The 24,016-nt window shown below is 39.3% G+C and carries 23 protein-coding genes; all 23 read right to left on the bottom strand.

The window, feature by feature from the left end:
* Positions 1-13 precede the first annotated feature (13 nt).
* On the bottom strand, positions 14-2,092 hold the full coding sequence (gene topA, locus ACIPKN_RS05870; RefSeq protein ID WP_400934273.1) for a type I DNA topoisomerase: 2,079 nt from the start codon (positions 2,090-2,092) through the stop codon (positions 14-16).
* Positions 2,093-2,182: 90 nt separating this feature from the next.
* A complete protein-coding gene (gene dprA / locus ACIPKN_RS05865) occupies positions 2,183-3,079 on the bottom strand; it encodes a DNA-processing protein DprA (RefSeq protein ID WP_400934271.1) in 897 nt (298 codons plus the stop codon).
* A 153-nt stretch (positions 3,080-3,232) separates the two neighbouring features.
* Positions 3,233-4,135 (bottom strand): succinate--CoA ligase subunit alpha, encoded by a 903-nt coding sequence (gene sucD / locus ACIPKN_RS05860; protein ID WP_400934270.1) that lies wholly within the window; start codon positions 4,133-4,135, stop codon positions 3,233-3,235.
* 17 nt (positions 4,136-4,152) lie between these two features.
* Positions 4,153-5,313: an ADP-forming succinate--CoA ligase subunit beta gene (gene sucC, locus ACIPKN_RS05855; RefSeq protein ID WP_400934268.1), complete on the bottom strand. Its 1,161-nt coding sequence runs from the start codon at positions 5,311-5,313 to the stop codon at positions 4,153-4,155.
* Positions 5,314-5,453: 140 nt separating this feature from the next.
* Positions 5,454-5,777: an EscU/YscU/HrcU family type III secretion system export apparatus switch protein gene (locus ACIPKN_RS05850; protein WP_400934266.1), complete on the bottom strand. Its 324-nt coding sequence runs from the start codon at positions 5,775-5,777 to the stop codon at positions 5,454-5,456.
* Entirely contained in the window at positions 5,774-7,666 is a 1,893-nt protein-coding gene (locus ACIPKN_RS05845) for a hypothetical protein (RefSeq protein ID WP_400934264.1), read from the bottom strand. Before ACIPKN_RS05845 ends, ACIPKN_RS05850 begins: the two co-directional genes overlap by 4 nt.
* Positions 7,667-7,892: 226 nt before the next feature.
* The gene (locus tag ACIPKN_RS05840) at positions 7,893-8,036 is read right to left on the bottom strand and encodes a hypothetical protein (protein WP_400934262.1); all 144 of its coding nucleotides are present in this window, start codon (positions 8,034-8,036) and stop codon (positions 7,893-7,895) included.
* A 12-nt stretch (positions 8,037-8,048) separates the two neighbouring features.
* Positions 8,049-8,807, bottom strand: a complete 759-nt coding sequence (locus tag ACIPKN_RS05835) for a ribonuclease HII (RefSeq protein WP_400934260.1) — start codon at positions 8,805-8,807, stop codon at positions 8,049-8,051.
* 639 nt (positions 8,808-9,446) lie between these two features.
* Positions 9,447-10,319 carry a ribosome biogenesis GTPase YlqF gene (ylqF, locus tag ACIPKN_RS05830; RefSeq protein ID WP_142507486.1) on the bottom strand — a complete coding sequence of 291 codons (873 nt, stop codon included), beginning with the start codon at positions 10,317-10,319 and terminating at the stop codon, positions 9,447-9,449.
* A 56-nt stretch (positions 10,320-10,375) separates the two neighbouring features.
* Positions 10,376-10,945: a signal peptidase I gene (gene lepB / locus ACIPKN_RS05825; RefSeq protein ID WP_132357459.1), complete on the bottom strand. Its 570-nt coding sequence runs from the start codon at positions 10,943-10,945 to the stop codon at positions 10,376-10,378.
* Positions 10,946-11,051: 106 nt separating this feature from the next.
* Entirely contained in the window at positions 11,052-11,396 is a 345-nt protein-coding gene (rplS, locus tag ACIPKN_RS05820; RefSeq protein ID WP_049668419.1) for a 50S ribosomal protein L19, read from the bottom strand.
* Positions 11,397-11,512: 116 nt separating this feature from the next.
* Positions 11,513-12,250, bottom strand: a complete 738-nt coding sequence (gene trmD / locus ACIPKN_RS05815) for a tRNA (guanosine(37)-N1)-methyltransferase TrmD (RefSeq protein ID WP_132357881.1) — start codon at positions 12,248-12,250, stop codon at positions 11,513-11,515.
* Complete coding sequence (gene rimM / locus ACIPKN_RS05810; protein WP_142507487.1) at positions 12,250-12,765, bottom strand: ribosome maturation factor RimM; 516 nt, start codon at positions 12,763-12,765, stop codon at positions 12,250-12,252. The genes trmD and rimM overlap by 1 nt, the downstream gene beginning before the upstream one ends.
* A gap of 611 nt (positions 12,766-13,376) precedes the next feature.
* The gene (locus ACIPKN_RS05805; protein WP_004269410.1) at positions 13,377-13,610 is read right to left on the bottom strand and encodes a KH domain-containing protein; all 234 of its coding nucleotides are present in this window, start codon (positions 13,608-13,610) and stop codon (positions 13,377-13,379) included.
* 15 nt (positions 13,611-13,625) lie between these two features.
* Positions 13,626-13,898: a 30S ribosomal protein S16 gene (rpsP, locus tag ACIPKN_RS05800; RefSeq protein ID WP_142507488.1), complete on the bottom strand. Its 273-nt coding sequence runs from the start codon at positions 13,896-13,898 to the stop codon at positions 13,626-13,628.
* Positions 13,899-13,992: 94 nt separating this feature from the next.
* Positions 13,993-15,351, bottom strand: a complete 1,359-nt coding sequence (gene ffh, locus ACIPKN_RS05795; protein ID WP_400934257.1) for a signal recognition particle protein — start codon at positions 15,349-15,351, stop codon at positions 13,993-13,995.
* A 12-nt stretch (positions 15,352-15,363) separates the two neighbouring features.
* Positions 15,364-15,699, bottom strand: coding sequence for a putative DNA-binding protein (locus ACIPKN_RS05790; RefSeq protein WP_132357463.1), 336 nt, complete (start codon positions 15,697-15,699; stop codon positions 15,364-15,366).
* Positions 15,700-15,891: 192 nt separating this feature from the next.
* Positions 15,892-17,139: a signal recognition particle-docking protein FtsY gene (gene ftsY, locus ACIPKN_RS05785; RefSeq protein ID WP_400934255.1), complete on the bottom strand. Its 1,248-nt coding sequence runs from the start codon at positions 17,137-17,139 to the stop codon at positions 15,892-15,894.
* Complete coding sequence (gene smc / locus ACIPKN_RS05780; protein ID WP_400934253.1) at positions 17,136-20,717, bottom strand: chromosome segregation protein SMC; 3,582 nt, start codon at positions 20,715-20,717, stop codon at positions 17,136-17,138. Before smc ends, ftsY begins: the two co-directional genes overlap by 4 nt.
* 4 nt (positions 20,718-20,721) lie before the next feature.
* A complete protein-coding gene (rnc, locus tag ACIPKN_RS05775) occupies positions 20,722-21,486 on the bottom strand; it encodes a ribonuclease III (protein ID WP_400934252.1) in 765 nt (254 codons plus the stop codon).
* A gap of 526 nt (positions 21,487-22,012) precedes the next feature.
* Positions 22,013-22,249 carry an acyl carrier protein gene (gene acpP / locus ACIPKN_RS05770; RefSeq protein WP_036124798.1) on the bottom strand — a complete coding sequence of 79 codons (237 nt, stop codon included), beginning with the start codon at positions 22,247-22,249 and terminating at the stop codon, positions 22,013-22,015.
* A 57-nt stretch (positions 22,250-22,306) separates the two neighbouring features.
* A complete protein-coding gene (gene fabG, locus ACIPKN_RS05765; protein ID WP_400934249.1) occupies positions 22,307-23,053 on the bottom strand; it encodes a 3-oxoacyl-[acyl-carrier-protein] reductase in 747 nt (248 codons plus the stop codon).
* The gene (gene fabD / locus ACIPKN_RS05760; protein WP_400934247.1) at positions 23,046-23,999 is read right to left on the bottom strand and encodes an ACP S-malonyltransferase; all 954 of its coding nucleotides are present in this window, start codon (positions 23,997-23,999) and stop codon (positions 23,046-23,048) included. Before fabD ends, fabG begins: the two co-directional genes overlap by 8 nt.
* Positions 24,000-24,016 lie beyond the last annotated feature (17 nt).

Genomic DNA, 24,016 nt, shown 5'->3' with positions numbered 1-24,016 from the left:
TACCATCTTTCTATCATTGAGTAGGTGTCTCTTCATAGTCACATTTCGTACACTGAATTTGTACACCTTTTTTAATTTTTTTCTCTACTAATAATGCACTACATTTAGGGCATGGTCTACTAATTGGCTTGTCCCAAGAAACAAATTCACACTCAGGGTACTGATTGCAACCATAGAATAAACGCTTTGTTTTACTCTTTCGTTCTACAATTTCGCCAGTTTCACAGGAAGGACATTTTACACCAATAGGTTTCATAATAGCTTTTGTATTGCGGCAATCTGGGAAGTTTGAACAAGCCATAAATTTCCCATATCGTCCAAGCTTAAAGACCATTGGAGATCCACAAAGCTCACAATCCTCGCCAGCGGGTTCATCTTTTATAACAACCTTTTCCATAGCCTCATCTGCATACTTTACATGGACCTCAAAATCCTTATAAAACTCACGGACAATTTCTTTCCACTGACGACTACCTTCTTCAATATCATCCAAATCTTGCTCCATTTGTGCTGTGAATTCGATATTTATTTCATCAGGGAAAAACTCTAGTACGAGTTGATGCACGATTTCTCCCAGCTCAGTCGGCATAAATCGTTTTGCATCTAATACGACATAGCCACGGCGCTGTATTGTATCGAGGGTCGGTGCATATGTGGACGGGCGCCCTATACCTAACTCTTCCATTGTCTTTACAAGACGCGCCTCTGAATAGCGTGGTGGTGGCTGTGTAAAATGTTGCTTTGGCTCAATTTCAAGAGATTTTACTTGATCGCCAACTTCCATTTCAGGTAGAAGCTTTGTTGTTTCTTCAGTTTGATCATCTGTACCCTCAATATATAACTTCATAAAGCCAGCAAATTTAACTTGTGAGCCGTTTGCACGGAATAAAACATCCTCATTTTGTAAATCAACAGCAACTGTATCAAGTACAGCCGGCGCCATCTGACTAGCGATAAAGCGCTCCCAAATTAAACGATATAAGCGCAATTGGTCGCGACTAAGCACTGCTTTTAATTCATCTGGAGTTCGTATCGTACTAGTTGGACGAATGGCCTCATGGGCATCTTGTGCATTGGATGCTTTTTTAGCCTGCTTCGACTCCGTGGAGATGAATTCTTTACCGTACTTGGATTCAATGTAGGCAATTACTTCAGTTTTTGCTGTGTCCGAAATACGTGTAGAATCGGTACGCATATAAGTAATTAAACCGACTGTCCCCTCTTTTTTACCAATATCAATACCTTCATATAATTGTTGGGCAAGCATCATCGTTTTCTTAGCACGGAAATTTAACTTACGTGCGGCCTCTTGCTGTAAAGAAGACGTTGTAAAAGCAGGTGCTGCATTTCGTTTACGTTCTTTTTTAGATACATTGACAACTTCAAAACTTGTACCTTTAACATTTTTTAAAACAGATTTTACTTGTTCTTCATTTGTTAATTTAATTTTTTCTTTGCCATCACCATAATAAAGCGCATCGAACGTTTTCTTACCTTTTTCAAAAGAACCTTCAATTGTCCAATATTCTTCCGGTTGGAAGTTTTTAATTTCATTTTCACGATCAATAATCATGCGTAGTGCTACAGATTGTACTCGTCCTGCTGATAATCCCTTTTTAACCTTTTTCCAAAGAATCGGACTAATGTTATAACCAACAAGTCTATCCAAAATACGGCGTGTTTGCTGTGCATCTACTAAATCCATATTAATAGGACGTGGATTTTTAAAGGATTCTACAATCGCATCCTTTGTAATTTCATTAAAAACAACACGACAATCTGAATTAATATCAATATTTAACGCAGTCGCAAGGTGCCAAGCAATCGCTTCTCCCTCGCGGTCTGGATCGGCCGCTAGGAAAACTTTCTTCACTTTTTTAGCTGCAGACTTTAAGTCCTGTAAAACAGGACCTTTACCACGAATAGTAATATATTTAGGTTCAAAATCATTTTCAGGACCAACACCCATTTGGCTACGTGGTAGATCACGAACATGCCCGATTGACGCTTTCACTTTATACTTTTTCCCTAAATATCGTTCAATTGTTTTTGCTTTTGCTGGTGATTCTACAATCACTAAATAATCCGCCATCTATGTCTCCCCCTTAGAGAGGTCTATTGCTATTTTTTAAGTTACCTGTTGCAAAATGTATAACAGATTTTAAGATAATGCAACTTTTTTTCAATTTTTGTTAGAAAAGAGAGTAAGTGTTTCAACGATTTCGTGACCACTGCACACCGGAATAGCTCCTTCTAATAGTAGTTTATTTGTGCCTTTTGATTGCTCCGCATTAATTGGACCCGGTACAACAAATACATCTTTTCCTTGCTCTAAAGCATATTCTGTTGTAATAAGTGTGCCACTTCTTAATGCTGCTTCGGTTACAACTAAAGCTTTGGACAATCCACTAATTATTCGGTTACGCATTGGAAAATGCCATTTTTCAGGCTTCATATATGGGGGATACTCTGTGACAAGTAACTGATGCTCCGCCATATGCTCAGCGAGCGACTGGTTTTCCTTAGGGTATATAAAATTAAACCCATGTCCAAGCACTGCAATTGTGGAACCGCCAACTTTTATGGTTGTCTCATGAGCGATCGTATCTGCCCCTCTTGCAAGCCCACTTACGACAGTATATTCGTGTTCAACAAGAGGCGGGACAATTAGGTCCAACGCAGCCTTTGTATAAGCTGTAGCCTTTCTAGAGCCTATAATGGCTACTTGTTTTTCTTTCGTTAATAAAGAATACCGACCTTTCACATACAATACAGTAGGTGGACTGGATATTTCAAATAATTGCGCCGGGTATAAAGGATGATGAAATGGGATAGGGGAAATATTAGCCCGTTCATAAGCTTCCCGAAATGAAAATGTCATAATTTGTCGAAAACTCTTGGATATTTCCAACGCTCTTTGGGATGATATTTGCAATGCTTTGGCAATCTCGTTGGGGGGCACTTCTTCAAAATAACTTAGTATATCCACCGGGGACAATAATTGCTGAAGTTTTTGAAGTGGCAATGGGTATATATAATGTAAAGCTAGTAATCTCTGTGTATCAACTGATAAAATCATTTAAAAACCGCCTTTTAATAGAAGAAATTAAATGACCGCATCTTTAATGACATAGCTTTTTTAGACAGTAAGTAGGGAGTTAGCTATTTCATCTCTTAAAGCCGTGTCTAAATAAAGAAAAAGATGTAGCCACAACGTGCTACATCTTCCATTTTAATGGGTTTTACACTTTTCGTATAGCCCTTTTTCTTTGATTACTTTAATAAGTGTGTCACCAATGACAGATGGCGTTTCTGCTACTTCAATACCAGCAGCATTCATTGCTTTAATTTTCTCTGCTGCTGTTCCTTTACCACCTGAAATAATAGCACCAGCGTGACCCATACGTTTTCCTGGAGGCGCTGTTTGGCCACCGATAAAGCCAACGACAGGCTTCGTCATATTCGCTTTAATCCACTCAGCCGCCTCTTCTTCAGCTGTACCCCCAATTTCCCCGATCATTACAACTGCATATGTTTCCGTATCGTTGTTAAACGCTTCCAAAACATCGATAAAGTTCGTACCATTGACAGGGTCTCCACCGATACCTACAGCTGTAGTTTGGCCAATACCAGCTTGTGTCAATTGGTGTACAGCTTCGTATGTTAACGTACCAGAGCGAGAAACAACTCCTACATGCCCTTTCGTATGGATATAACCTGGCATAATACCAATCTTACATTCATCTGCCGTAATAACACCTGGACAGTTTGGACCAACTAGACGTGTCTTTTTACCTTCCATATAACGTTTAACCTTAACCATATCAAGGACAGGAATATGTTCAGTAATACAGATTGTTAATTCTAATTCAGCATCAACTGCCTCTAAAATAGCATCCGCCGCGAATGGAGCAGGTACATAAATAACTGAAGTTGTTGCGCCTGTTGCAGCTACAGCTTCCACTACAGTGTTATATACAGGCACTCCTTCGATTTCCAGACCACCTTTACCTGGTGTTACACCAGCTACAATTTTAGTACCATAATCAAGCATTTGCTTCGTATGGAAAAGCGCTGTTTCGCCCGTAATCCCTTGTACAATTACCTTCGTATCTTTATCAATAAATACAGCCATTGTTCTCCCTGCCTTCCTTAGCCTACTAGTCCCACAATTTTTTGTGCACCGTCAGCCATTGAATCCGCTGCAACGATGTTTAAACCAGATGCATTTAATATTTCTTTTCCAAGTTCCACATTTGTACCTTCTAAACGTACAACTAATGGCACAGCTAAGCCAATTTCTTTGGCAGCTGTCACAACACCCTCGGCAATAATGTCACATTTCATAATTCCGCCAAAAATGTTTACGAAAATACCTTTTACATGTGGATCAGAAAGAATAATTTTGAAAGCTTCTGTTACTTTTTCTGCCGTTGCACCGCCACCTACATCTAAAAAGTTAGCAGGGCTTCCGCCATAATAGCTAATTGTGTCCATTGTAGCCATTGCAAGACCAGCTCCATTAACCATACAGCCAATGTTGCCATCTAGAGAAATATAACTAAGATCATATTTTGATGCTTCGATTTCCTTTGGATCTTCTTCATCAAAATCGCGTAATTCGACAATATCTTTATGACGATACAACGCATTTGCATCAAAATTAAATTTAGCATCTAATGCCAAAACTTCTCCTTGTCCAGTTATAACAAGTGGATTAATTTCTACAATAGAAGCATCTTTGTCGATAAATGCTTGATACAAACCTAACATTAATTTAACAGCTTTCCCTACTAGGTTAGCTGGAATATTCATATTAAACGCCATGCGACGTGCCTGGAAACCTGTTAATCCAACAACTGGATCCACAACTTCTTTGAAGATTTTTTCTGGATTTGATTCCGCTACTTCTTCAATATCCATGCCACCCTCTTCAGACCCCATCATTGTTACACGGGATGTTGCGCGGTCTAATACTAGACTTAAATAGTATTCTTTTTGAATATCAGAACCCTCTTCAATATATAAGCGTTTTACTTCTTTTCCCTCTGGACCTGTTTGATGAGTTACTAAAATTTTACCTAGTAATTCTTTTGCGTATGCACGCACCTCGTCAAGGTTTTTAGCGATTTTTACGCCTCCCGCCTTACCGCGTCCACCTGCATGAATTTGCGCCTTGACTACTGTCACATTAGAGCCAAGTTCTTTCGCTACTTTCACTGCTTCATCAGGAGAAAAAGCTACTTTTCCGTTTGGTACAGCTACACCATATTTTCTAAGAATCTCTTTCCCTTGATATTCATGGATATTCATAATACATCCTCCCATCAAACATTTGCATAAAATTGTTTTACTAACATAATCTATTCTAACGAAAGATTCTGATAAAGTCTATACCTTGTCTCTTATTCATTTTTTATCTTTTAATATGACGATTTTTACTGTTTTGTGTACTAAAACAGAGTTTTATAAAAATCAGAATTCTCTATTTTTTCTATTTTTTCGGCATATTGTTGGTCTAATCGATAAATAAATGCAAAAACCTCAGCAACAGCTTCAAACAATTCTTCCGGGATTGACTCATTTAAATCTAATTGTCCAAGTAAATGAACAAGGTTAGGATCCTCATAAATTGGGATTTCGTGCTCATTCGCGCGTGCTAATATATTTTCCGCTATTTTCCCTTTTCCTTTTGCTACTACTGTTGGACTATCAAAACTTCCTAACTTATACGTAAGAGCGATAGCCTCTTTTCGAGTAAATTTTTCTTCACTCATACGCGAAAATCCACCCCATTATGTTCCTCCTGCTGTTCTACTACAGGTGTTTTTGCAGGTTGGGCTTTTTCAAATTGCTTAATAAAAACGCCTGAAAGTTGATATTCTTTTTCTGCTAGGCCAATTTTCAACGCTGCTTTTAGCGGTTCTGCAAGCGGAATAATATCATCATTTCCATTAAATACTGTCACAGAAACTACACGATTTTGAACCTGCATATCAATAACGGTTTCTTTCATAGATTCCATTTGTAAATAAAATAGTATACGCGCATAATTGGCATCAATTTTACCGTCTTCCTTCATGCGCCCATTCCACTGCAATGTTGCATCCATTTTCCTACCAAAGAATTCTAATGGTACTTGCATAATAAGCTGATGCTGATGACCATTCTCCCCTGATGCTAGCTGCATGCCGTTCATGCGTGCCATTAACATTTCTGCTGCTTCCTTCAGCTGCGGAGAAATATGTGTTTCCTGCAATAATGTATGTAGCTGCGGTTTTAATTGATGTGCAATCTGCTGTAAATCTGCTGACTTATTACTAAGTGTCGCTTCATAGCTAACTCCTAGATTTTTTAATACTGTTTTAAGTGCATGTTCCATTGCTTTACTGTCCATAGAATTTTGTACATGGGCATCTGCTTGCGTCACGATTTGCTGAATCATTGCTTGCGGGGATTCAACACTATTTTTCATAAGACTTCGCATGAATGCTTCATTTTGTAGCGGAGTAGTAGCTTCATGCTTTAAAAGCGATAATAAATGGTCCTTTACTGAAAGAGCATTGGCGTCTTGTGTAAATAAACGCTCCGAAGAATTTTCTGCAAACGCTTTTATAAATTGTTCTTGCATCTGTTTTGCGAAAATCTCTAGCGTTTGTTTAGTTGCTGGTAGCTGATTAAATCGATCGATAAGTTGATTGAATGACTGCTTTTGTTCGTTGGTTAGCAAGCTTTGATTTGCTGTCCAAGATTTAAGCTGGTCAACTAGATGATTTATATTGTCAGATTTTGTCGTTAAAATTGATTGAATAACTTCTCCAGCCTGTTGAAACTGATTTGACTGGATAGACTTTACATCGCTAAAGCTTGACCAGTTTTGCAAGGTTGCCTGCTGAGGAAGTATCCCTGCCGCTTTTAAAATAGTCATGGCTTGAATCTTTTCACTCATAGAAGCAGCATTATTCGATAATATTTGTATGGATTTGGCAAGTACTAAACTACCTGTTTCTACTTCAAAAGGCTTTGCAATAGCCTTTACCTGTTGGATTAGATTTTGCTTAAGGTTTTCTGGTAAAGCTATTTCTTTCGTTAAAAGCTGTGTAAAGTTTTCCATTACGGAAACCATGCCAGTAGTTTTTTGTCCACTTATAAGAGCATGAAAAACATCATTTGTCATCGGCATTTTAAGCTCCACCATTTTTTGAATAGCTTGTAGGGCATCCATCTTAGTAACACCCTCCGGTAATGCCTTTAACCACATTTCTGCCTGCATTAGCTGCTCTTTTGAAATCGGTAGCTGCGCTTTCATAAAATGAGCTAGAAGTTGCTGCATCTCAGCTGTTTTGGGTAAATTCATTGAGTCAAGTAACTGATTAATTTGTTGACTTTGAGAAGCCGTTTGCCCCATAGGGCCCGTAACTACTTTTAGTTCTGTTTGTGGGCTTGTACCAGTTACTTGGAAGAAGTGGGCATCCCCTGCTTTTAGCGGCACTTCGAGTTTAGCAATAAACTTCTGATGGCCAACCTGTATTTCTGCCATTTGATCTGGATATAATTGTTTGATTGTTCCTTGAAATACTTGCCCTTGTTTTAAAGTAAGTGGCTGATTATTTGGGGTTAAAGCAGTTTGTTGCATTTGAATCGGATTAAAAGATGTGGCTGTCATATACATACTCCTTTCATCAACTACTCCTTGTAATTGGCGTCCTTTTTTAACGCGGGGAGATTTTTGCTCCGACTGGGCGCTTTCCTAGAGGGCTGAGTGCCTAGTCGGAGCTCTAATCAACTTATTCACATGATATACGTTTTTACAAATGTCATTTCTAACTGCTTGAATGTGCCTTTTATTTTTTGCTTGCTATTATGTGTTAAAAATGACATCCGCCAGAACATTAACTTATTTCAGCGGATGTTTGTACAATAAACATTTGTAGCTGTCGCTTTGCTTTCGCTACATAAAACACTTGTAGCTGTCGCTTTGCTTTCGCTACATAAAACACTTGTAGCTGTCGCTTTGCTTTCGCTACGTAAAACATCGCTGAAACAAGTTAAAGCATTGACTTTATCGGCTCAAATGATTTGCGATGATGAATAGTTGGACCAAACTCTTCAAGGGCTATTAAATGCTGTTTTGTTCCATATCCTGCATGCTGAGCAAAACCATACATAGGGAATTCCTCGTCCAATTGATCCATATAATCATCTCGAGCTGTTTTTGCCAATATGGATGCAGCTGCAATAGCTAAGCTTTTCGCATCCCCTTTAATTATTGAATCCTGCGGAATAGAGATTGGCAGCGTCATAGCATCAACTAGCACATAATTAGGTTTTATAGATAACGATTCTACACTTGTCTTCATCGATTGCTTCGTCGCTTCGTAAATATTTAATTCATCAATTTGCTGTGTTGATTGGAAATGGATAAAGTAACATAATGCATGCTCTTTTACTAAAGCAGCATAAGCATTGCGTTTATTTTTTGATAATTGCTTTGAATCATTTAAGCCGACTAGAGCTTCACAGTTCGCAGGTAAAATAACAGCTGCTGTTACTACTGGCCCTGCTAACGGTCCACGCCCTGCTTCATCTACTCCTGCAATTAAAGTATTCTCTCCTCCGTAACTTCGATCGAAATCAACTTTCGCTTGATGTTCCTGCAGTATCTGTTGCTTTTTCTCTTGACACTTTTGCCAACTTTGCCAAGCCTTTTGTACACCTGCACGTTCATCGGTTGCTACCCCTGACATCCAGTCCTGCCATTCCTCCGCTTCTTTCAATGCTGTAGTAATTTCTTTAATCGTTTTCATATATTTACTCCCTATTGGTTCTTAACAGTTATTCGCTAATTTTACTTTTTAGTGGGCTAAGGATTCACCCTAACGTTTTGGCGTTCTTCGCAATATATCCTTTTTTGTAATATGTACTTAAATGCACAGCACTCTTCATGCCGTACATTTGAAGCCTGAGTCTCCCCGCCCATGCTTTTATACTAACAATACTTTTTTAGAAAGAACAGGTTTGGAATCGTATTACATTTAATGGTATTCCGTTATATTAATTGATTGTAGTGGAGGTTGGGCGACTCCTTAGGAATCAGCGAATGAGGAACAAAGACTAAAACCATCACATCCTGCGATAACGCCTTCATGACCAACACAGGTGCCTCTTCACTTTCACGCAAAAAAACATCTGTTGGGCCGAGACCACGCAGCGAGCAGCGCGAGTGAAGCTGCTCATCGGACGCCCCCAGAAGTCTTTGCTCTTTTGCGAAAGCGAAGCGCAAGCCTTCACTACAATCAATCCCTACGTTATAACGAAAAGCTCCAAATCAATTCAAAAATATTTATTGCTTTTTTCTCACTCTATATCATTTATCGGCAAGATGGCGTATTCCTAAAAGAAAAACTGTCACACTCACGATTTAAGGCGTGAGTGTGACAGTTTTATTACTGTTCTGTTTCTTTTTCAAGTTGTTCGTCAACAAAGTCAAATGTTAGTTTACCTAATTGCAACCCACGGATATCGCGAACGACTAGTTGAGCTACTTGATCATAATCGATTTCTCCTCCAGGACCGAAAACACGGCGAAGTTTACCGATATGATCGAAGGTATCCACTAAATCTTCATGGATAAACTGGAAGCCATAGCGTTCTTCCATTCGTGCCGGATAATGAACGGATAAAAAGCGTAGACCATATACAGCTAAATCCTCCATATTCGTTATAGTATCCTTTATAGCACCTGTTAAGGCTAATTTAAAGCCTACTTCTTGGTCTTCGAATTTCGGCCATAAAATACCTGGCGTATCGAGTAATTCTAGCTCCTTGCCGACCTTTATCCATTGCTGAGCCTTAGTGACCCCTGGCGTATTCCCTGTTTTTGCGATATTTTTCTTCGCTAAGCGATTAATAAGCGTCGATTTTCCTACGTTCGGAATGCCAACAATCATTGCACGAATGGCTCTTGGCTTCATCCCACGTGATTTCATGCGTTCAAATTTTTCTTTCAAAATTTCTTGAGCAGCCTTTGTCACCTGCTGTAATCCTTTGCCTTCAAGAGAATTGATTGCAACCGCCTTATGACCTCGTTGTGCAAAGTATTCAACCCATTTACGTGTTTCGTGCTCATCTGCCATATCTGACTTATTTAAGATAAGGAGACGCGGTTTTTGATTAATTACTTCGTCGATCATCGGATTTCGGGAAGAAAGCGGTAAACGTGCATCTATTAATTCAAATATAATATCAACTAGCTTTAATTTTTCTGTAACTTCTCTGCGGGCCTTTGCCATATGCCCAGGAAACCATTGTATAGTCATATCTATACCTCCTAAACTAAAAGAAAAAGGGAGTGATTAGCCCTCCCTTTCAAAAATTACTTTACAATTTTAATATCACTAAACGGCCAGAAAATCAGACTTGTACTTCCAATAATCTCTTTCTGATCGACGACTCCAATAATACGACTGTCCTTACTGTATCGACGATTATCTCCCATAACGAAAACATAGCCTTCTGGAATTACATTATCTTTTAGGTTTACATCAATGTCTTTTAATGTAAAATCCTCGGTTAAAGTACCTTCTGTAATTTTTGATTTGTAAGCATCTAAATAAGGTTCATCTATCGGTTCACCATTAATGTATAATTGATCATTTTTATACTCCAATGTCTCTCCTGGAAGCCCAATAACACGTTTAATATAGTTTTTCTTTTCAGGAGCATGGAATACCACAATATCAAAGCGTTTTGGTTCACCTATTTTATAACCAATTTTATTCACAATCATACGGTCGCCATCTTCAAGGGTTGGCATCATGGATTGGCCATCTACTGCAATGGGTGTAAATAAAAAATAACGAATAATCGCTGCAATCGCAAATGCAATTAGAAGTGCCTTTGTCCATTCCCATAGTTCATTCTTTTCCTTTATCTGTTTTTCCATCGAGATTTGCCCCCTTGTCTATCCTCATTTTAGTTGATAGCTATTTAAGATGACAAGCAAAAAGAAAAGGGGCTTGTTACACAAGCCCCTCACTTTTAAGTCATAATTATCGAATTTCTTTAATACGAGCAGCTTTACCACGTAGGTTACGTAGGTAGTAAAGTTTAGCACGACGTACTTTACCACGACGTACAACTTCTAAGTTAGCGATTTTTGGTGTGTGTACAGGGAATGTACGTTCAACACCTACACCGTAAGAAATTTTACGAACTGTGAAAGTTTCGCTAATACCGCCACCACGACGTTTAATTACTACACCTTCGTATACTTGTACACGTTCACGAGTACCCTCTACTACTTTCACGTGTACCTTAACAGTATCACCAGGACGGAAAGTTGGTAGATCAGTGCGAAGCTGAGCTTTTGTAATCTCTGTAATAATGTTTGACATTGTTTTCTCTCCTTAGACAGATGCTCTTGCACGCAATCTATGCCACAGCGGAACACCGTAATTCAGTACTTCACATAGAAGTACAGAATAGATGTTATCATAAATATAGATAGCAATCAAGCATCTTTATCGTTATTTTTAAGTTTTTCTAGATACAATTTTTGCTTGTCTGTTAATGGATAATTCTCGAGCAAATCAGGACGACGCTCGAATGTTCTTTTCAGAGATTCTTCCATACGCCATTGCTCAATCTTTGCGTGATTGCCCGATAGTAAGACATCAGGTACTTTCATCCCACGAAATTCAGCAGGGCGTGTATAATGTGGGTGCTCTAGAAGACCCGTTGAGAACGAATCTTGTATGTGGGAATCCTCTTGTCCTAAAACCCCCGGCAGAAGTCGTACAACGCTATCTATAACTGTCATAGCCCCTAGCTCGCCACCAGTTAATACGAAATCTCCAATTGAAATCTCATCTGTGACAAGATGCTGACGAATGCGTTCATCATAACCTTCGTAATGACCACATAAAAATACTAGCTCTTTTTCTTGCGCCAGCTCTTCTGCCTTTTTTTGAGTAAAGCGCTCACCTTGTGGGCACATCAAAATGATACGAGGATTTTTCCCTTCTGTAATGGCCTCGACAGCGCTAAACATCGGCTCTGGTTTTAACACCATTCCCGCACCACCACCATACGGATAATCGTCTACTTGATTATGCTTATTACCCGAAAATCCACGGAGATCAGTGACTTCCAGATTTACAGCACCTTTTTCCTGCGCCTTCTTTAATATGGACGCTCCAAAAACGCCTGTAAACATATCCGGAAATAAACTTAACACATGAATATTCATCATAGTAGACCTTCCATTACATGGATCACTATTTTCTTCTCATCAATATTAATTTCCTTGACGATATCCTCGATATACGGGATATAATGCTCTTTTTTAGTGCCTTTGACTACCCACACATCGTTTGCACCTGTTTGAAGAATGTCGGTCACTGCTCCAATTGTTTCGCCTTCTTCAGATACAATTGTACAGCCAATTATTTCGTGGAAGAAATATTCATTTTCCTCTAATAAATCATCTGTCAATTGATCTTTCGTAATTTTGAGCATTCCTTCTTTGAAAGGCTCAACCAAGTTGATGTTATTCATTCCCTCAAAGGTTAACAAAATAAAGTTTTTATGACGACGCACTGATTCAATTGTTACCCACGTTGGCTTTTTATCGTCTTTTTTAAACGCCGCAAGCTTTATTCCCACTGCAAAGCGCTCTTCCTCAAAATCAGTTGTTGATAATACACGCACCTCACCGCGAATACCGTGCGTATTGACAATACGACCTACATTAAACCATTCCATTCAAATCTCACCTCATATCAATTTCGCCTTGGCGTAATTGCGTCCGGATTTTGAATTGTGCCCAGGCCTACGCGAAGTAGGTAGGTAAGTTAACCGTTTTCGCAGGATGCGAAGGTTTTAGGCTAACATCCTTCATTTCATTCCTTTCAAAATCCGTGACATCCGCCGGAGGCTTTATCTTCATTCAGCGGGAGTTTGAAATCCGCTGAAAAGGAATCACATCCTCATTCATCTCACAACCTTAAGAGGCGGGAGTCTTAAGCTGAATGAAGATAAAAAATGCTAAAACATGCTCGTCCCCGTCAAGCTACTTGCTAGCCAGATCAAAAAGTAACATTTCTCTCACCTTTCACCTACAAAAACAGTTTAACTTTTGGTGGACGGTGTTATAGCTAAGACGTTGACCAGTCTTCCTCAATGTCATTATGTTCAATTATCTCTCAATGTAACTAAGATAATGAAAAAAGGAAGGAACCGGCAAGCTCCTTCCTTTTAAGTCCAGATTTTACGCTTTACCTCAAGGCCACTTCGAATTCCTAAGCGCATGTAAACATACCTGTTAGGACTCTCCAGTGCTTGTTGCATATAAAAGAGCGTGAAAATCTTTTCTTTCAATCCAATATATCGACGTAGGTCTTTTTTTGATGGTGACTACCCGCCGCTGAATAAACAATTGTACGAATCGCTTTCGCTACTCGCCCTTGCTTGCCTATGACTTTCCCTCGATCCTCTGGATGAACAAAAAGTTTATAAACAATTCGATTTGCATTTTCATCCGTCTCTATACGAACTTCTTCTGGATAATCGACTAACGGTAAAACGATTGCTTCAATCAGCTGCTTCAAAGACCTCGCCCCCGATTATTTACTGAATTTTTGGTTATGGTATTTTTCCATGATACCTTGTTCTGAGAACAAGTTACGCACTGTATCTGATGGTTTTGCACCGTCAGTTAACCATTTAAGAGCTTTCTCTTCATCAATGTTTACAGTAGCTGGTTTAGTTAGTGGGTTGTAAGTACCAACTGTTTCGATTGAACGACCGTCACGTGGTGAACGAGCGTCTGCAACTACGATACGATAGAAAGGAGATTTTTTAGCTCCCATACGTTTTAAGCGAATTTTAACTGCCATTTTAATAGCACCTCCGAATAAGTTTCACACAAGATAGTATATTATCAATGTTTAGGTTGTTTGTAAAGTGTTTTTTCTTAACACCTATAAAATATTATTTAAACAATGAATCGAAGCCTGGTAGTTTCATCTTTTTCTTTCCTTTTCCACTCGCCATGCCTGTCATTTGCTTCATCATTTTTTTCATTTCTTCAAATTGCTTCAATAGACGATTTACCTCTTGAATTGATGTCCCAGAACCCTTCGCTATACGCTTTTTACGGCTACCGTTAATAATTTCTGGATTCGTCTTTTCAGCAGGTGTCATCGAATAAATAATCGCTTCTACGCGACCCATTTGCTTATCATCGACTTTAACATTGTCTAAGCCTTTGATTTTGCCGGCACCTGGCAACATTTTTAAAATTTCGTCAAGTGGACCCATTTTCTTTACTTGTTGCAATTGTTCCACGAAATCATCGAACGTAAAGGTCTGGGATTTAAATTTTTCCTCTAGTTCTTTAGCCTTTGCTTCGTCAACATTCGCCTGAGCCTTTTCTATAAGTGATAGAACGTCACCCATTCCTAATATACGGGACGCCATACGCTCTGGATGGAAAGATTCCAGCGCATCCAGCTTCTCACCCATACCAACAAACTTAATAGGCTTCTGTGTAACGGAACGAATTGATAACGCCGCACCACCACGTGTATCACCATCTAGCTTTGTTAAAACAACTCCTGTAATACCGACTGCTTCATTAAAGCTTTCTGCCACGTTTACAGCATCCTGACCTGTCATAGCATCTACAACTAGGAATACTTCATCCGGCTCTTTTAACGCACGAATATCCTTTAATTCTTGCATTAAATCTTCATCGATATGCAAGCGACCAGCTGTATCGATAATAACGACATCATGATGTTCTTCTTTTGCCAATTCAATTGCCTGACGTGCAATTTCTACTGGAGATACATCGGTTCCTAATGCAAAAACAGGTAGGGATAACTGCTTTCCTAATGTTTGTAACTGCTGAACAGCCGCTGGACGATAAACGTCTGCAGCAACTAGTAATGGCTTACGATTATATTTTTTACGTAACACATTTGCCAATTTACCTGTAGTTGTCGTTTTACCTGCACCTTGTAAGCCGACCATCATAATGACAGTTGGTGGCTTTGTATTAAATTTAATTGGGCTTTGCTCGCCACCCATTAGTTCTGTTAATTCTTCTTGTACGATTTTAATAACTTGCTGACCTGGTGTTAAGCTTTGCATAACATCTACACCGACAGCACGTTCACTGACCTTTTTAACGAATTCTTTGACTACTTTTAAGTTAACATCCGCCTCGATTAAAGCAAATCGGACTTCGCGCATCATTTCTTTAACGTCTTGTTCCGATACTTTACCTTTACCTTTAATCTTTTGGATCGTTCCTTGGAGTCGTTCCGCTAATCCTTCAAAAGCCATTGCTTTCGCCTCCTAATCCCATTCTTTCAACTGTTCTATAAGCGTTAGCTGCTCTTCAATTGTCATACTTTGTTCTGTAATCCCTGTTGTTAGCTGCGCAAGCATTTGTGTACGTTGTTGAAATTTTTCAAGTAAACATAGTTTTTCTTCATATTCTTCAAGCATCGCTTCTGTTCGACGAATATTATCATAAACAGCTTGGCGTGAAACCCCATACGATTCAGCGATCTCACCAAGTGAGTGATCATCTAAATAATAGAGTTCCATATAACTTCGTTGCTTATCTGTTAATAATGCTTGATAAAAGTCGAAGAGAAAGTTCATGCGTGTTGTTTTTTCAAGTAGCATCGAATGTTTCTCCTCCCGTTATTAGTCATTTGTATCATAACGAAAAGCGCCCGTCTGTGTCAAGGTAATCTCCTTGTCTAAAAGCTTTAATTAACTGCTTTTTAGGTGTTTTCCACCTATAGCCAGTATTTCCCTTTTAAACAATGCGATTCCCCTGTTTACAGACGAGCGCTTCAAATTACTTGTGAGCCATTAGTCCTCACTATTTTGTAATTCTTTATCTAAACCATCAGCAAATAAGCCATACACATAACGCTCTGCATCAAATGGTTGTAAATCATCCATTTTTTCACCAAGGCCAACAAACTTTACAGGAATGTGTAATTTATTACGAATAGCAAGAACAATACCGCCTTTTGCAGTGCCGTCAAGCTTTGTTAAAACGATCCCCGTTACATTTGTAGCTTCCTTAAATGTTTGTGCTTGAACAAGTGCATTTTGGCCTGTTGTTGCATCTAATGCTAATAGTACTTCATGTGGAGCATTCGGTATCTCACGAGAGATTACTCGATGAACTTTTTCAAGCTCATTCATTAAGTTTACTTTGTTTTGTAAGCGCCCTGCTGTATCACAAATTAACACATCTGCATTACGGTTTTTCGCTGCACGAATGGCATCATACATAACCGCCGCTGGATCTGAACCTTCCGATTGCTTAATCACTTCACAGCCTACACGGTCTCCCCAAACTTGTAATTGATCGATGGCACCAGCACGGAAAGTATCACCTGCCGCTAAAACAACTGTTTTACCTTGCGATTTTAGACGATGGGCAAGTTTACCGATTGTCGTCGTTTTCCCAACACCGTTTACCCCTACGAATAAAATTACCGTAAGCTCACCTTTAGGTTGCATATTAAGCTCGATTAAATCCTCTTCTCCTTGCTCATAAATTTCCACAAGTTTTTCAGAAATAATCGTTTGAATACCGTTCGTATCTTTTATATTTTTACGCTGAACCTCAAAGCGTAATTTGTCCATTAGCTCCATTACTGTTTCAAAGCCAACGTCTGCCTGTAATAATAAGTCTTCTAATTCTTCAAAGAAATCTTCATCCACTTTTCGATAACGAGCAACTAGATCGTTTACTTTAGAAGTAAATGAATTACGCGTTTTTTCAAGACCAGCCTTGAATTTTTGTGTAATAGACCATGCAGAAGGTTTTTTCTCCTCCTCAGGTTCTTCTACTACTGCAACTTCTTGCACTTCTTGTTGCTCTTGATCTTTAATTGCTACAGGAGTTTCTGTTTCAATTGAGGTTTCTGTTTCAGAAACTTCTTCAACTTTTTCCATTTCATCTACAGTTGCTTCAATTTGAGCAGGCTCTGTTGCTTCGTCTTGCTTCTGTTCAGCAGCTTCTTCTTCATTGATTGCTACTACTTTTTCTTCCTCGGTGGGATTGCCTGTCAATTTATCTTTTAAACGTTTAAAAAAACTCATGCTTGTTCGCTCCTTTGCTCCGCAAGTACGGGTTCATCTTCTAATTTTACTGATACAAGTTTAGATACGCCAGATTCCTGCATTGTAATACCATACAATACATCCGCTCCCTCCATCGTCCCTTTACGATGGGTGATCACAATAAATTGCGTATTGCGACTAAATTTCTTCAAATATTGGCTATATCGAACGACATTCGCCTCATCTAAAGCCGCCTCTACCTCATCGAGAATACAAAATGGTACAGGTCGAATATTTAGGATGGAGAATAATAACGCGATTGCAGTTAGTGCACGCTCACCACCTGAAAGCAAACTTAGATTTTGTAATTTTTTCCCTGGAGGTTGTGCTACAATTTCTATACCTGTTTCTAGCAGATTCTGAGGGTCCAATAACACTAAATCCGCCTGTCCTCCACCAAACAATTCACGGAATACACGTTTAAATTGCTCTCGAATGGCATAAAAGGTTTCGCTAAATCGTAGCGTCATTTCTTCATCCATTTCTTTAATAGCCTCATGTAATGTTTCCTGTGCAGCAAGTAAATCCTCACGCTGCTCTGTTAAAAATGAATGGCGTTCAAGTACGCGATCGTATTCCTCGATGGCGCTCAAATTAACAGGACCTAGCTCTTCTATCGATTTCTTCAGTAATTTCACTCGACGTCGCATATGCTCTTCATCTTCAATTGCAAGGGCTAACTCCTCAGCTTCCTCATATGTTAGCTGATAGTTTTCTTCTAGCTGTTCATTGAAATTATTGATTTCAAACTCTACGCGACTTCGCTTCAATTCATTTGCACGTATCGCTTCAAGGTAGCCTTTATGCGTACGTTGCAATTCCTTCAGCTGTTCTTCTAAAGTAGTAAGCTCTTGTTGTTGTGCTACTTTTTCATCTTTTTTCTGTGAAATAGTGTCTTGCAACGAATCTCTTGTCGTTTTCCACGTAGCAACTTGCTCATCCACTTCTTCATCGCTTAAAAGTTTTGTCGATTCATCAGATTGAAGCCAGATTATTTCCTGAGAAATATTTTCGGCTTTTTGACGAGCTTTGTTTAATTGTAGGGCTAACTCTGCTGTAGCAATTTGTACTTGTGACATTTGCTCCTGCATTACCGCTAACTGCGAGCGTTTTTCAGCTGACTGCTCACGAAGTAAATCTTTCTCCGATTCACTTTGTAGCTTCACCTTGCTTAATTGCTCCACTGTTTCGTTTATCTCTAGCAGTTCTGTCGCTAGTGCCGTTAAACGCTCCGTAGACGCTTCCTTTTGAGCTAACAATGCTTCTTCGCGTGTTTTTACATCTTGTGTTTCATTTGAAGCAAAGGATACTCTTGCGGATAAGCTTTTCTCGACAACCTCTAGCTCGCGAATACGACTTGCCTGTTGCATTTCATCTTTTCGAAGTTGCTCACCGTCAAGCTTCAATTGTTCTACTTTGTCTCGCAATGTTGCAAGCTTCTCTTTCTCAACTGAGACAGCCTGTTCAGCACTATAAATAGATGCTTCCAGCGATTCTAGCTTTACTATTAAACCATCTAATTCCGCTTTTCTTGTAAAGAGTGACGATTGTTGCTTCATTGCACCACCTGTTAATGAACCGCCTGCATTAACGATATCACCTTCAAGTGTTACAACACGATACCTAAACCCACATAAACGAGCAATTTGACTTGCACCTTCTAAACTTGATGCAACGATAACATTACCAAGGAGGTTCTCAACAATTGTGCGGTTGTTTTCATCGAACGTTACAAGTGCATCAGCCATATGGACAAATGCGGGGTGCTCAGTTGCTAGCTGAATCATAGATAGATTGATCTTCCGTGACTTGATAACTGTTTTAGGTAAAAATGTTGCGCGTCCAGCTCTCTTTTGTTTTAACCAATGAATTGCCTGTTGAGCAAATTGTTCATTGGTTGTCACAATATGCTGAGAGGCTGCCCCTAATGCTGTTTCAATAGCCTGGGAATATTTCCCTTCAACTTGAATTAACTCAGCAACGGCTCCTTCAATCCCAGCTAATTCACTTTTATCACGTGCTAGTAATACTTCTTTTACGCCATGGAAAAACCCAGAGAAATCTGCTTCAAGCTCAGCAAGCGTATCTTTTCTAGCTTTCAGTTGCTGCTGATGCTGATAAGCTTTATAAAGCATATCCTGCTTTTCATTAAATGATGCATTGACGTTTTTAAGCTGTATTTGCAATGCTTCATATTGCTCAAGTTTTTCCTGCAAGTCGTTAGTTGTTGTAGTATGAGCAACAACTAGCTTCTCTTTTTCAGCTAGAATTTGCGCAAGCTCTTGCCCGATTTCATCAGTTTGATCTAACATTCGTGTCGCCATCGCTTTTTGCTGCGCTAACTGTTGTTCGATATTTTTTAATTCATTTTTAACTGTTGCTTCTTCGTTTAAAGAGTCGATATAGCGGTTTTTTTGTTCTTCAATTTCTTCTTCAATTTCAGAAACTGAGCGATTTAAAGATTGTTCTAATTGCTTAATGCTTTGTTTCAGCGCTGCAACCTCTTGCTGTTTTTCAATGAACAATTCTTTTTTCTCTTGCTCTTGGGCTATAAGAGACTCAACCTCAGCTTTTGCTTCCTGTAATGCCGTATTCAATTGAAGTAGTTGATTAGAAGCATTTTGTCGTTTTTCAGCCATTAACGCTTTACGACCATCCCAACGCTCTACCTCCATTGTTGCATTAACAAACTCAGCCTGAGTCGTATCTAGATAATCATCTAACTCTTTTAAAAGCTTACGAATACTTATAGTTTGCTGTTCTATCGAAGAAATATGATGAGCTTGTTTTTGCTCCGTTTCATATAGCTCCGTATACTCAGCTTTCAGAGCATGCAAAGATTGTGCACAATTTTTTAAATCGTGCACAAGGATAGCAATATCAAAATCCTTTAACTCTGTTGACATTTGCACATAATCTCTTGCACTTGATGCCTGAATTTCTAACGGCTCCAGACGACTGTCTAGCTCATGTAAAATATCCAAAACACGATACAAGTTTTCATCTGTTTCAACAAGCTTATGCTCTGCCTTTTTCTTTCTTAGTTTATACTTTAATACGCCAGCTGCCTCTTCAAAAATTGAACGACGGTCATCAGGTCGGCTATTTAAAATTTCATCGACACGGCCTTGCGAAATAATGGAGAATGCCTCTTTCCCAAGTCCTGAGTCCATAAACAAGTCCGTAATATCCTTCAGGCGACACTGTTGGTTATTTAGTAAATATTCACTATCACCTGAACGGTATACGCGTCTTGTTACGCTAACTTCTGTATATGAAAAAGCTAACTGTTCATCTGTGTTATCTAAAATTAATGTTACTTCTGCAAAGTTTAGTGGCTTACGTGAGTCACTTCCAGCAAAAATAACATCCTCCATCTTTGCCCCACGTAACGACTTTGCCGATTGCTCCCCAAGTACCCAACGAATAGCATCAGTGACATTACTTTTACCACTACCATTTGGTCCAACCACCGCTGTAACACCAGGTACAAAATCAACTCCAATGCGTTCCGCAAAAGATTTAAAGCCAATCACTTCGAGTCGTTTTAGGAACATCTATTTAAGCCTCCTCTTTTGCAGTTTGCTCACGCATTGAACGCATCGCACATTGCGCAGCTTGTTGCTCGGCTTCTTTTTTTGATTTCCCACGACCAATACCAAGTTCTTGCCCATTTAATAGCACGCTCGATACAAAGGTACGATTATGTGCAGGACCCTTTTCATCAATAATTTCATAATGAAGAAGACCATTATTTGTTTGCTGTACCATTTCTTGCAATTGGCTTTTGAAATCCATCACATGCGAAAAAGCACCGATTTCTACTTTCGGGAATACGATTCGTTCTAAAAAGCACACAACCGTTTGTAAGCCTTGATCTAAATAAAGGGCACCTACAAATGACTCAAATACATCTGCAAGTAACGCTGGGCGTTCCCGTCCACCTGTTAATTCCTCACCTTTTCCAAGTAATACAAAGCGACCAAAGCCTAATTCATTTGCAAAGATAACAAGTGACGGCTCACATACTATGGATGCTCGTAGCTTCGTCAGCTCACCCTCACTCATATGTGGGTATTTCTCAAAAAGGTATTTAGAAACAGACAGTTCAAGTACTGCGTCTCCTAAAAATTCAAGACGCTCATTATCCGTAAACAATTTACGGCGATGCTCATTCACATAAGATGAATGTGTGAATGCTTGATACAATAAATTTTTATTAATAAATGTGATATTTAATTCATGCTGTAACAGCTCGAATTGATTGCGTACTTTTTCAGGAAGCACGCCAGATTTCTGCATAGTTCCTTTTCTTTTCATAGCCATTGAACAATCTGCCTTCCTAATAGTTTCTACCGTTTAAGTGTACCTTTTTCAAGGCATTTATGCAAAAGTATTTCGGCTTAAATACAATGTTTTGGAAATTATTTTTTTCAAGGTCAATTTCGCCTTGGCGTAATTGCGTCCGGGAGGCTTTTGGCCAAGGTGATGTTGGTCACTCAGTCGTCACCACAGGACGTGGCGTTCTTAGACTGAGTTCCTTTATATCAGTAGGTGTTAGGCACTCACTAAAAAGGGATAACTTTTGCATCCTTCTTACTACCTTCAAAAATGAGTGTCTCTACTGAATGAAGATAAAAAAAGGGACGATCACAGTTCGCTAAACGAACCATTTCGCCCCTTTTTAAACATACCTTCAGCATAGTATCTGCTCTTCACAATGAAGAAAAGCATGCGTAATTTCTGCCAAAGACTTTAACTTTATTTAATCATAAACATTTATTGTGTAATGACCGCATCCATGTCAGCACCAGTAGAGGTGATTAATCTCAGCTATATAAAGTTAAACGAATTAGTTTAATTTACTTTCGATGTATGAAATTGCAGAACCAACTGTTGAGATTTTTTCAGCATCTTCATCAGAAATTTCCATATCGAATTCGTCTTCAAGCTCCATTACAAGCTCAACTACGTCTAATGAGTCAGCACCTAAATCATCACGGAAAGAAGCTTCTAGTGTAACTTCACTTTCTTCAACACCTAAACGGTCCACGATTACTTTTGTTACGCGTTCTAATACTGTAGACAAAACATTCACCTCCCCTCAATGATTATACAAAAAATCATTATTTATGACTAATTGAAATTACATTACCATACCGCCATCTATATGTAATGTTTGACCTGTCATATAGGTAGCATCATCTGAAGCTAGAAAAGCTACTGCCTTTGCAATATCCTCAGGCTGCCCAAGTTTTGCTAGAGGAATTTGCGTAAGCATACCTTGCTTTATATCTTCTGGTAGTTGCTCAGTCATTTCAGTTTCTATAAATCCTGGTGCAATTGCATTCACTAAAATATTACGTGATGCTAATTCCTTTGCAGTTGTTTTCGTTAGCCCAATAACACCTGCTTTTGCAGCTACGTAATTAGCTTGCCCTGCATTACCAGCTACACCAACAATTGATGAAATATTGATGATACGGCCTGCACGTTGCTTCATCATTTGACGTGTTACTGCTTTCGTACAAAGGAAAACACCTTTTAGGTTCGTATCTAGCACATCGTCCCATTCATCTTCTTTCATACGCATTAACAAGTTATCACGCGTAATACCCGCATTATTGACTAAAATATCAAGCGAGCCGAATGTTTTCACCGCTGCATCCATTAACGCAGAAACTTCCTCAGTTTTTGAAACACTCGCTTGTACGGCTATAGCCTCGCCGCCATTCTCTTGAATCGTAGCTACAACTTCCTCTGCCTTTGCCTGTGAACCGCTGTAGTTAACGACAACTTTAGCACCCTCGTCAGCAAGCTTTAATGCAATAGCTCTTCCTATACCACGTGAAGCACCAGTTACAACAGCTACTTTACCCTCTAGTTTACGCATTAATTGTCCACTCCTTCGCCGCTTTTAGTACAGCCTCTAATGATGCTTCATCATAAACACAGTATGTCGCAACAGATCGATCGATTTTCTTCACTAATCCACTTAATACTTTGCCTGGTCCACACTCAATAAAGACATCCACACCTTGTGCAATCATTTCACGCACAGATGCTTCCCATTGTACAGCGCTATATACTTGTTCTACTAACTCCTGCTGAATAGCTGGAACATCCTCTAATACTTCCGCCATTACATTGCCGATTACAGGAATTTGTGGAGCTGATAATGATATAGTAGCCAACGCTGCTCTTAATTTTTCAGATGATGGTCGCATTAGCTCTGAGTGGAATGGACCACTAACAACTAAAGGAATAGCTCGTTTTGCACCAGCTTCCTTTGCCGCTAAAGAAGCCTTTTCAACGCCTTCCTTCGTACCAGAAATAACGATTTGCCCCGGACAGTTTACATTCGCTACCTGAACTGGATCACTTGTTGCAGATACTTTTTCAGTTACTTCATGCAGTGCCTCAAGCTCCATCCCTAAAATAGCTGCCATAGCACCTTGTCCTGCAGGTACAGCTTCATTCATATAAAGCCCACGCTTATGCACAACTGAAACTGCATCCTCAAATGAGAGCACACCAGCGATTACTAATGCACCATATTCTCCAAGCGAATGTCCAGCTGCAAAATTTGGCGTTATGCCTGCTGTACGTAATTTTTCTGCAACCATTACACCAGTAGTTAAGAGTGCCGGTTGTGCATGGTAAGTCAATGTTAGTTCCTCAGCTGGTCCCTCTAGCATAAGCTTAGATAACTCAAAGCCAAGCGCTTGATTTGCACGGTCATAAAATGCTTTACTTTCTGCCGCGTTCTCAATAAACTCTTGCCCCATCCCAACTACTTGGGAACCTTGTCCTGGAAAAATAAATGCTATTTTCGTCATTTTTTATTAATCCCCTT

It is taken from the genome of Lysinibacillus sp. NPDC086135 (assembly GCF_044746345.1).
GTDB lineage: Bacteria > Bacillota > Bacilli > Bacillales_A > Planococcaceae > Lysinibacillus.
Note: the sequence above shows the minus strand (reverse complement) of the source record. Positions and strands in the feature narration are given on the sequence as shown.

What these genes read in the sequence shown, in the direction of transcription:
- topA (WP_400934273.1), bottom strand. Translation starts at nt 2,092, where the DNA reads ATGGCGGATTATTTAGTGATTGTAGAATCACCAGCAAAAGCAAAAACA.
- dprA (WP_400934271.1), bottom strand. Translation starts at nt 3,079, where the DNA reads ATGATTTTATCAGTTGATACACAGAGATTACTAGCTTTACATTATATA.
- sucD (WP_400934270.1), bottom strand. Translation starts at nt 4,135, where the DNA reads ATGGCTGTATTTATTGATAAAGATACGAAGGTAATTGTACAAGGGATT.
- sucC (WP_400934268.1), bottom strand. Translation starts at nt 5,313, where the DNA reads ATGAATATCCATGAATATCAAGGGAAAGAGATTCTTAGAAAATATGGT.
- ACIPKN_RS05850 (WP_400934266.1), bottom strand. Translation starts at nt 5,777, where the DNA reads ATGAGTGAAGAAAAATTTACTCGAAAAGAGGCTATCGCTCTTACGTAT.
- ACIPKN_RS05845 (WP_400934264.1), bottom strand. Translation starts at nt 7,666, where the DNA reads ATGACAGCCACATCTTTTAATCCGATTCAAATGCAACAAACTGCTTTA.
- ACIPKN_RS05840 (WP_400934262.1), bottom strand. Translation starts at nt 8,036, where the DNA reads ATGTTTTACGTAGCGAAAGCAAAGCGACAGCTACAAGTGTTTTATGTA.
- ACIPKN_RS05835 (WP_400934260.1), bottom strand. Translation starts at nt 8,807, where the DNA reads ATGAAAACGATTAAAGAAATTACTACAGCATTGAAAGAAGCGGAGGAA.
- ylqF (WP_142507486.1), bottom strand. Translation starts at nt 10,319, where the DNA reads ATGACTATACAATGGTTTCCTGGGCATATGGCAAAGGCCCGCAGAGAA.
- lepB (WP_132357459.1), bottom strand. Translation starts at nt 10,945, where the DNA reads ATGGAAAAACAGATAAAGGAAAAGAATGAACTATGGGAATGGACAAAG.
- rplS (WP_049668419.1), bottom strand. Translation starts at nt 11,396, where the DNA reads ATGTCAAACATTATTACAGAGATTACAAAAGCTCAGCTTCGCACTGAT.
- trmD (WP_132357881.1), bottom strand. Translation starts at nt 12,250, where the DNA reads ATGAATATTCATGTGTTAAGTTTATTTCCGGATATGTTTACAGGCGTT.
- rimM (WP_142507487.1), bottom strand. Translation starts at nt 12,765, where the DNA reads ATGGAATGGTTTAATGTAGGTCGTATTGTCAATACGCACGGTATTCGC.
- rpsP (WP_142507488.1), bottom strand. Translation starts at nt 13,898, where the DNA reads ATGGCAGTTAAAATTCGCTTAAAACGTATGGGAGCTAAAAAATCTCCT.
- ffh (WP_400934257.1), bottom strand. Translation starts at nt 15,351, where the DNA reads ATGGCTTTTGAAGGATTAGCGGAACGACTCCAAGGAACGATCCAAAAG.
- ACIPKN_RS05790 (WP_132357463.1), bottom strand. Translation starts at nt 15,699, where the DNA reads ATGCTACTTGAAAAAACAACACGCATGAACTTTCTCTTCGACTTTTAT.
- ftsY (WP_400934255.1), bottom strand. Translation starts at nt 17,139, where the DNA reads ATGAGTTTTTTTAAACGTTTAAAAGATAAATTGACAGGCAATCCCACC.
- smc (WP_400934253.1), bottom strand. Translation starts at nt 20,717, where the DNA reads ATGTTCCTAAAACGACTCGAAGTGATTGGCTTTAAATCTTTTGCGGAA.
- rnc (WP_400934252.1), bottom strand. Translation starts at nt 21,486, where the DNA reads ATGGCTATGAAAAGAAAAGGAACTATGCAGAAATCTGGCGTGCTTCCT.
- fabG (WP_400934249.1), bottom strand. Translation starts at nt 23,053, where the DNA reads ATGCGTAAACTAGAGGGTAAAGTAGCTGTTGTAACTGGTGCTTCACGT.
- fabD (WP_400934247.1), bottom strand. Translation starts at nt 23,999, where the DNA reads ATGACGAAAATAGCATTTATTTTTCCAGGACAAGGTTCCCAAGTAGTT.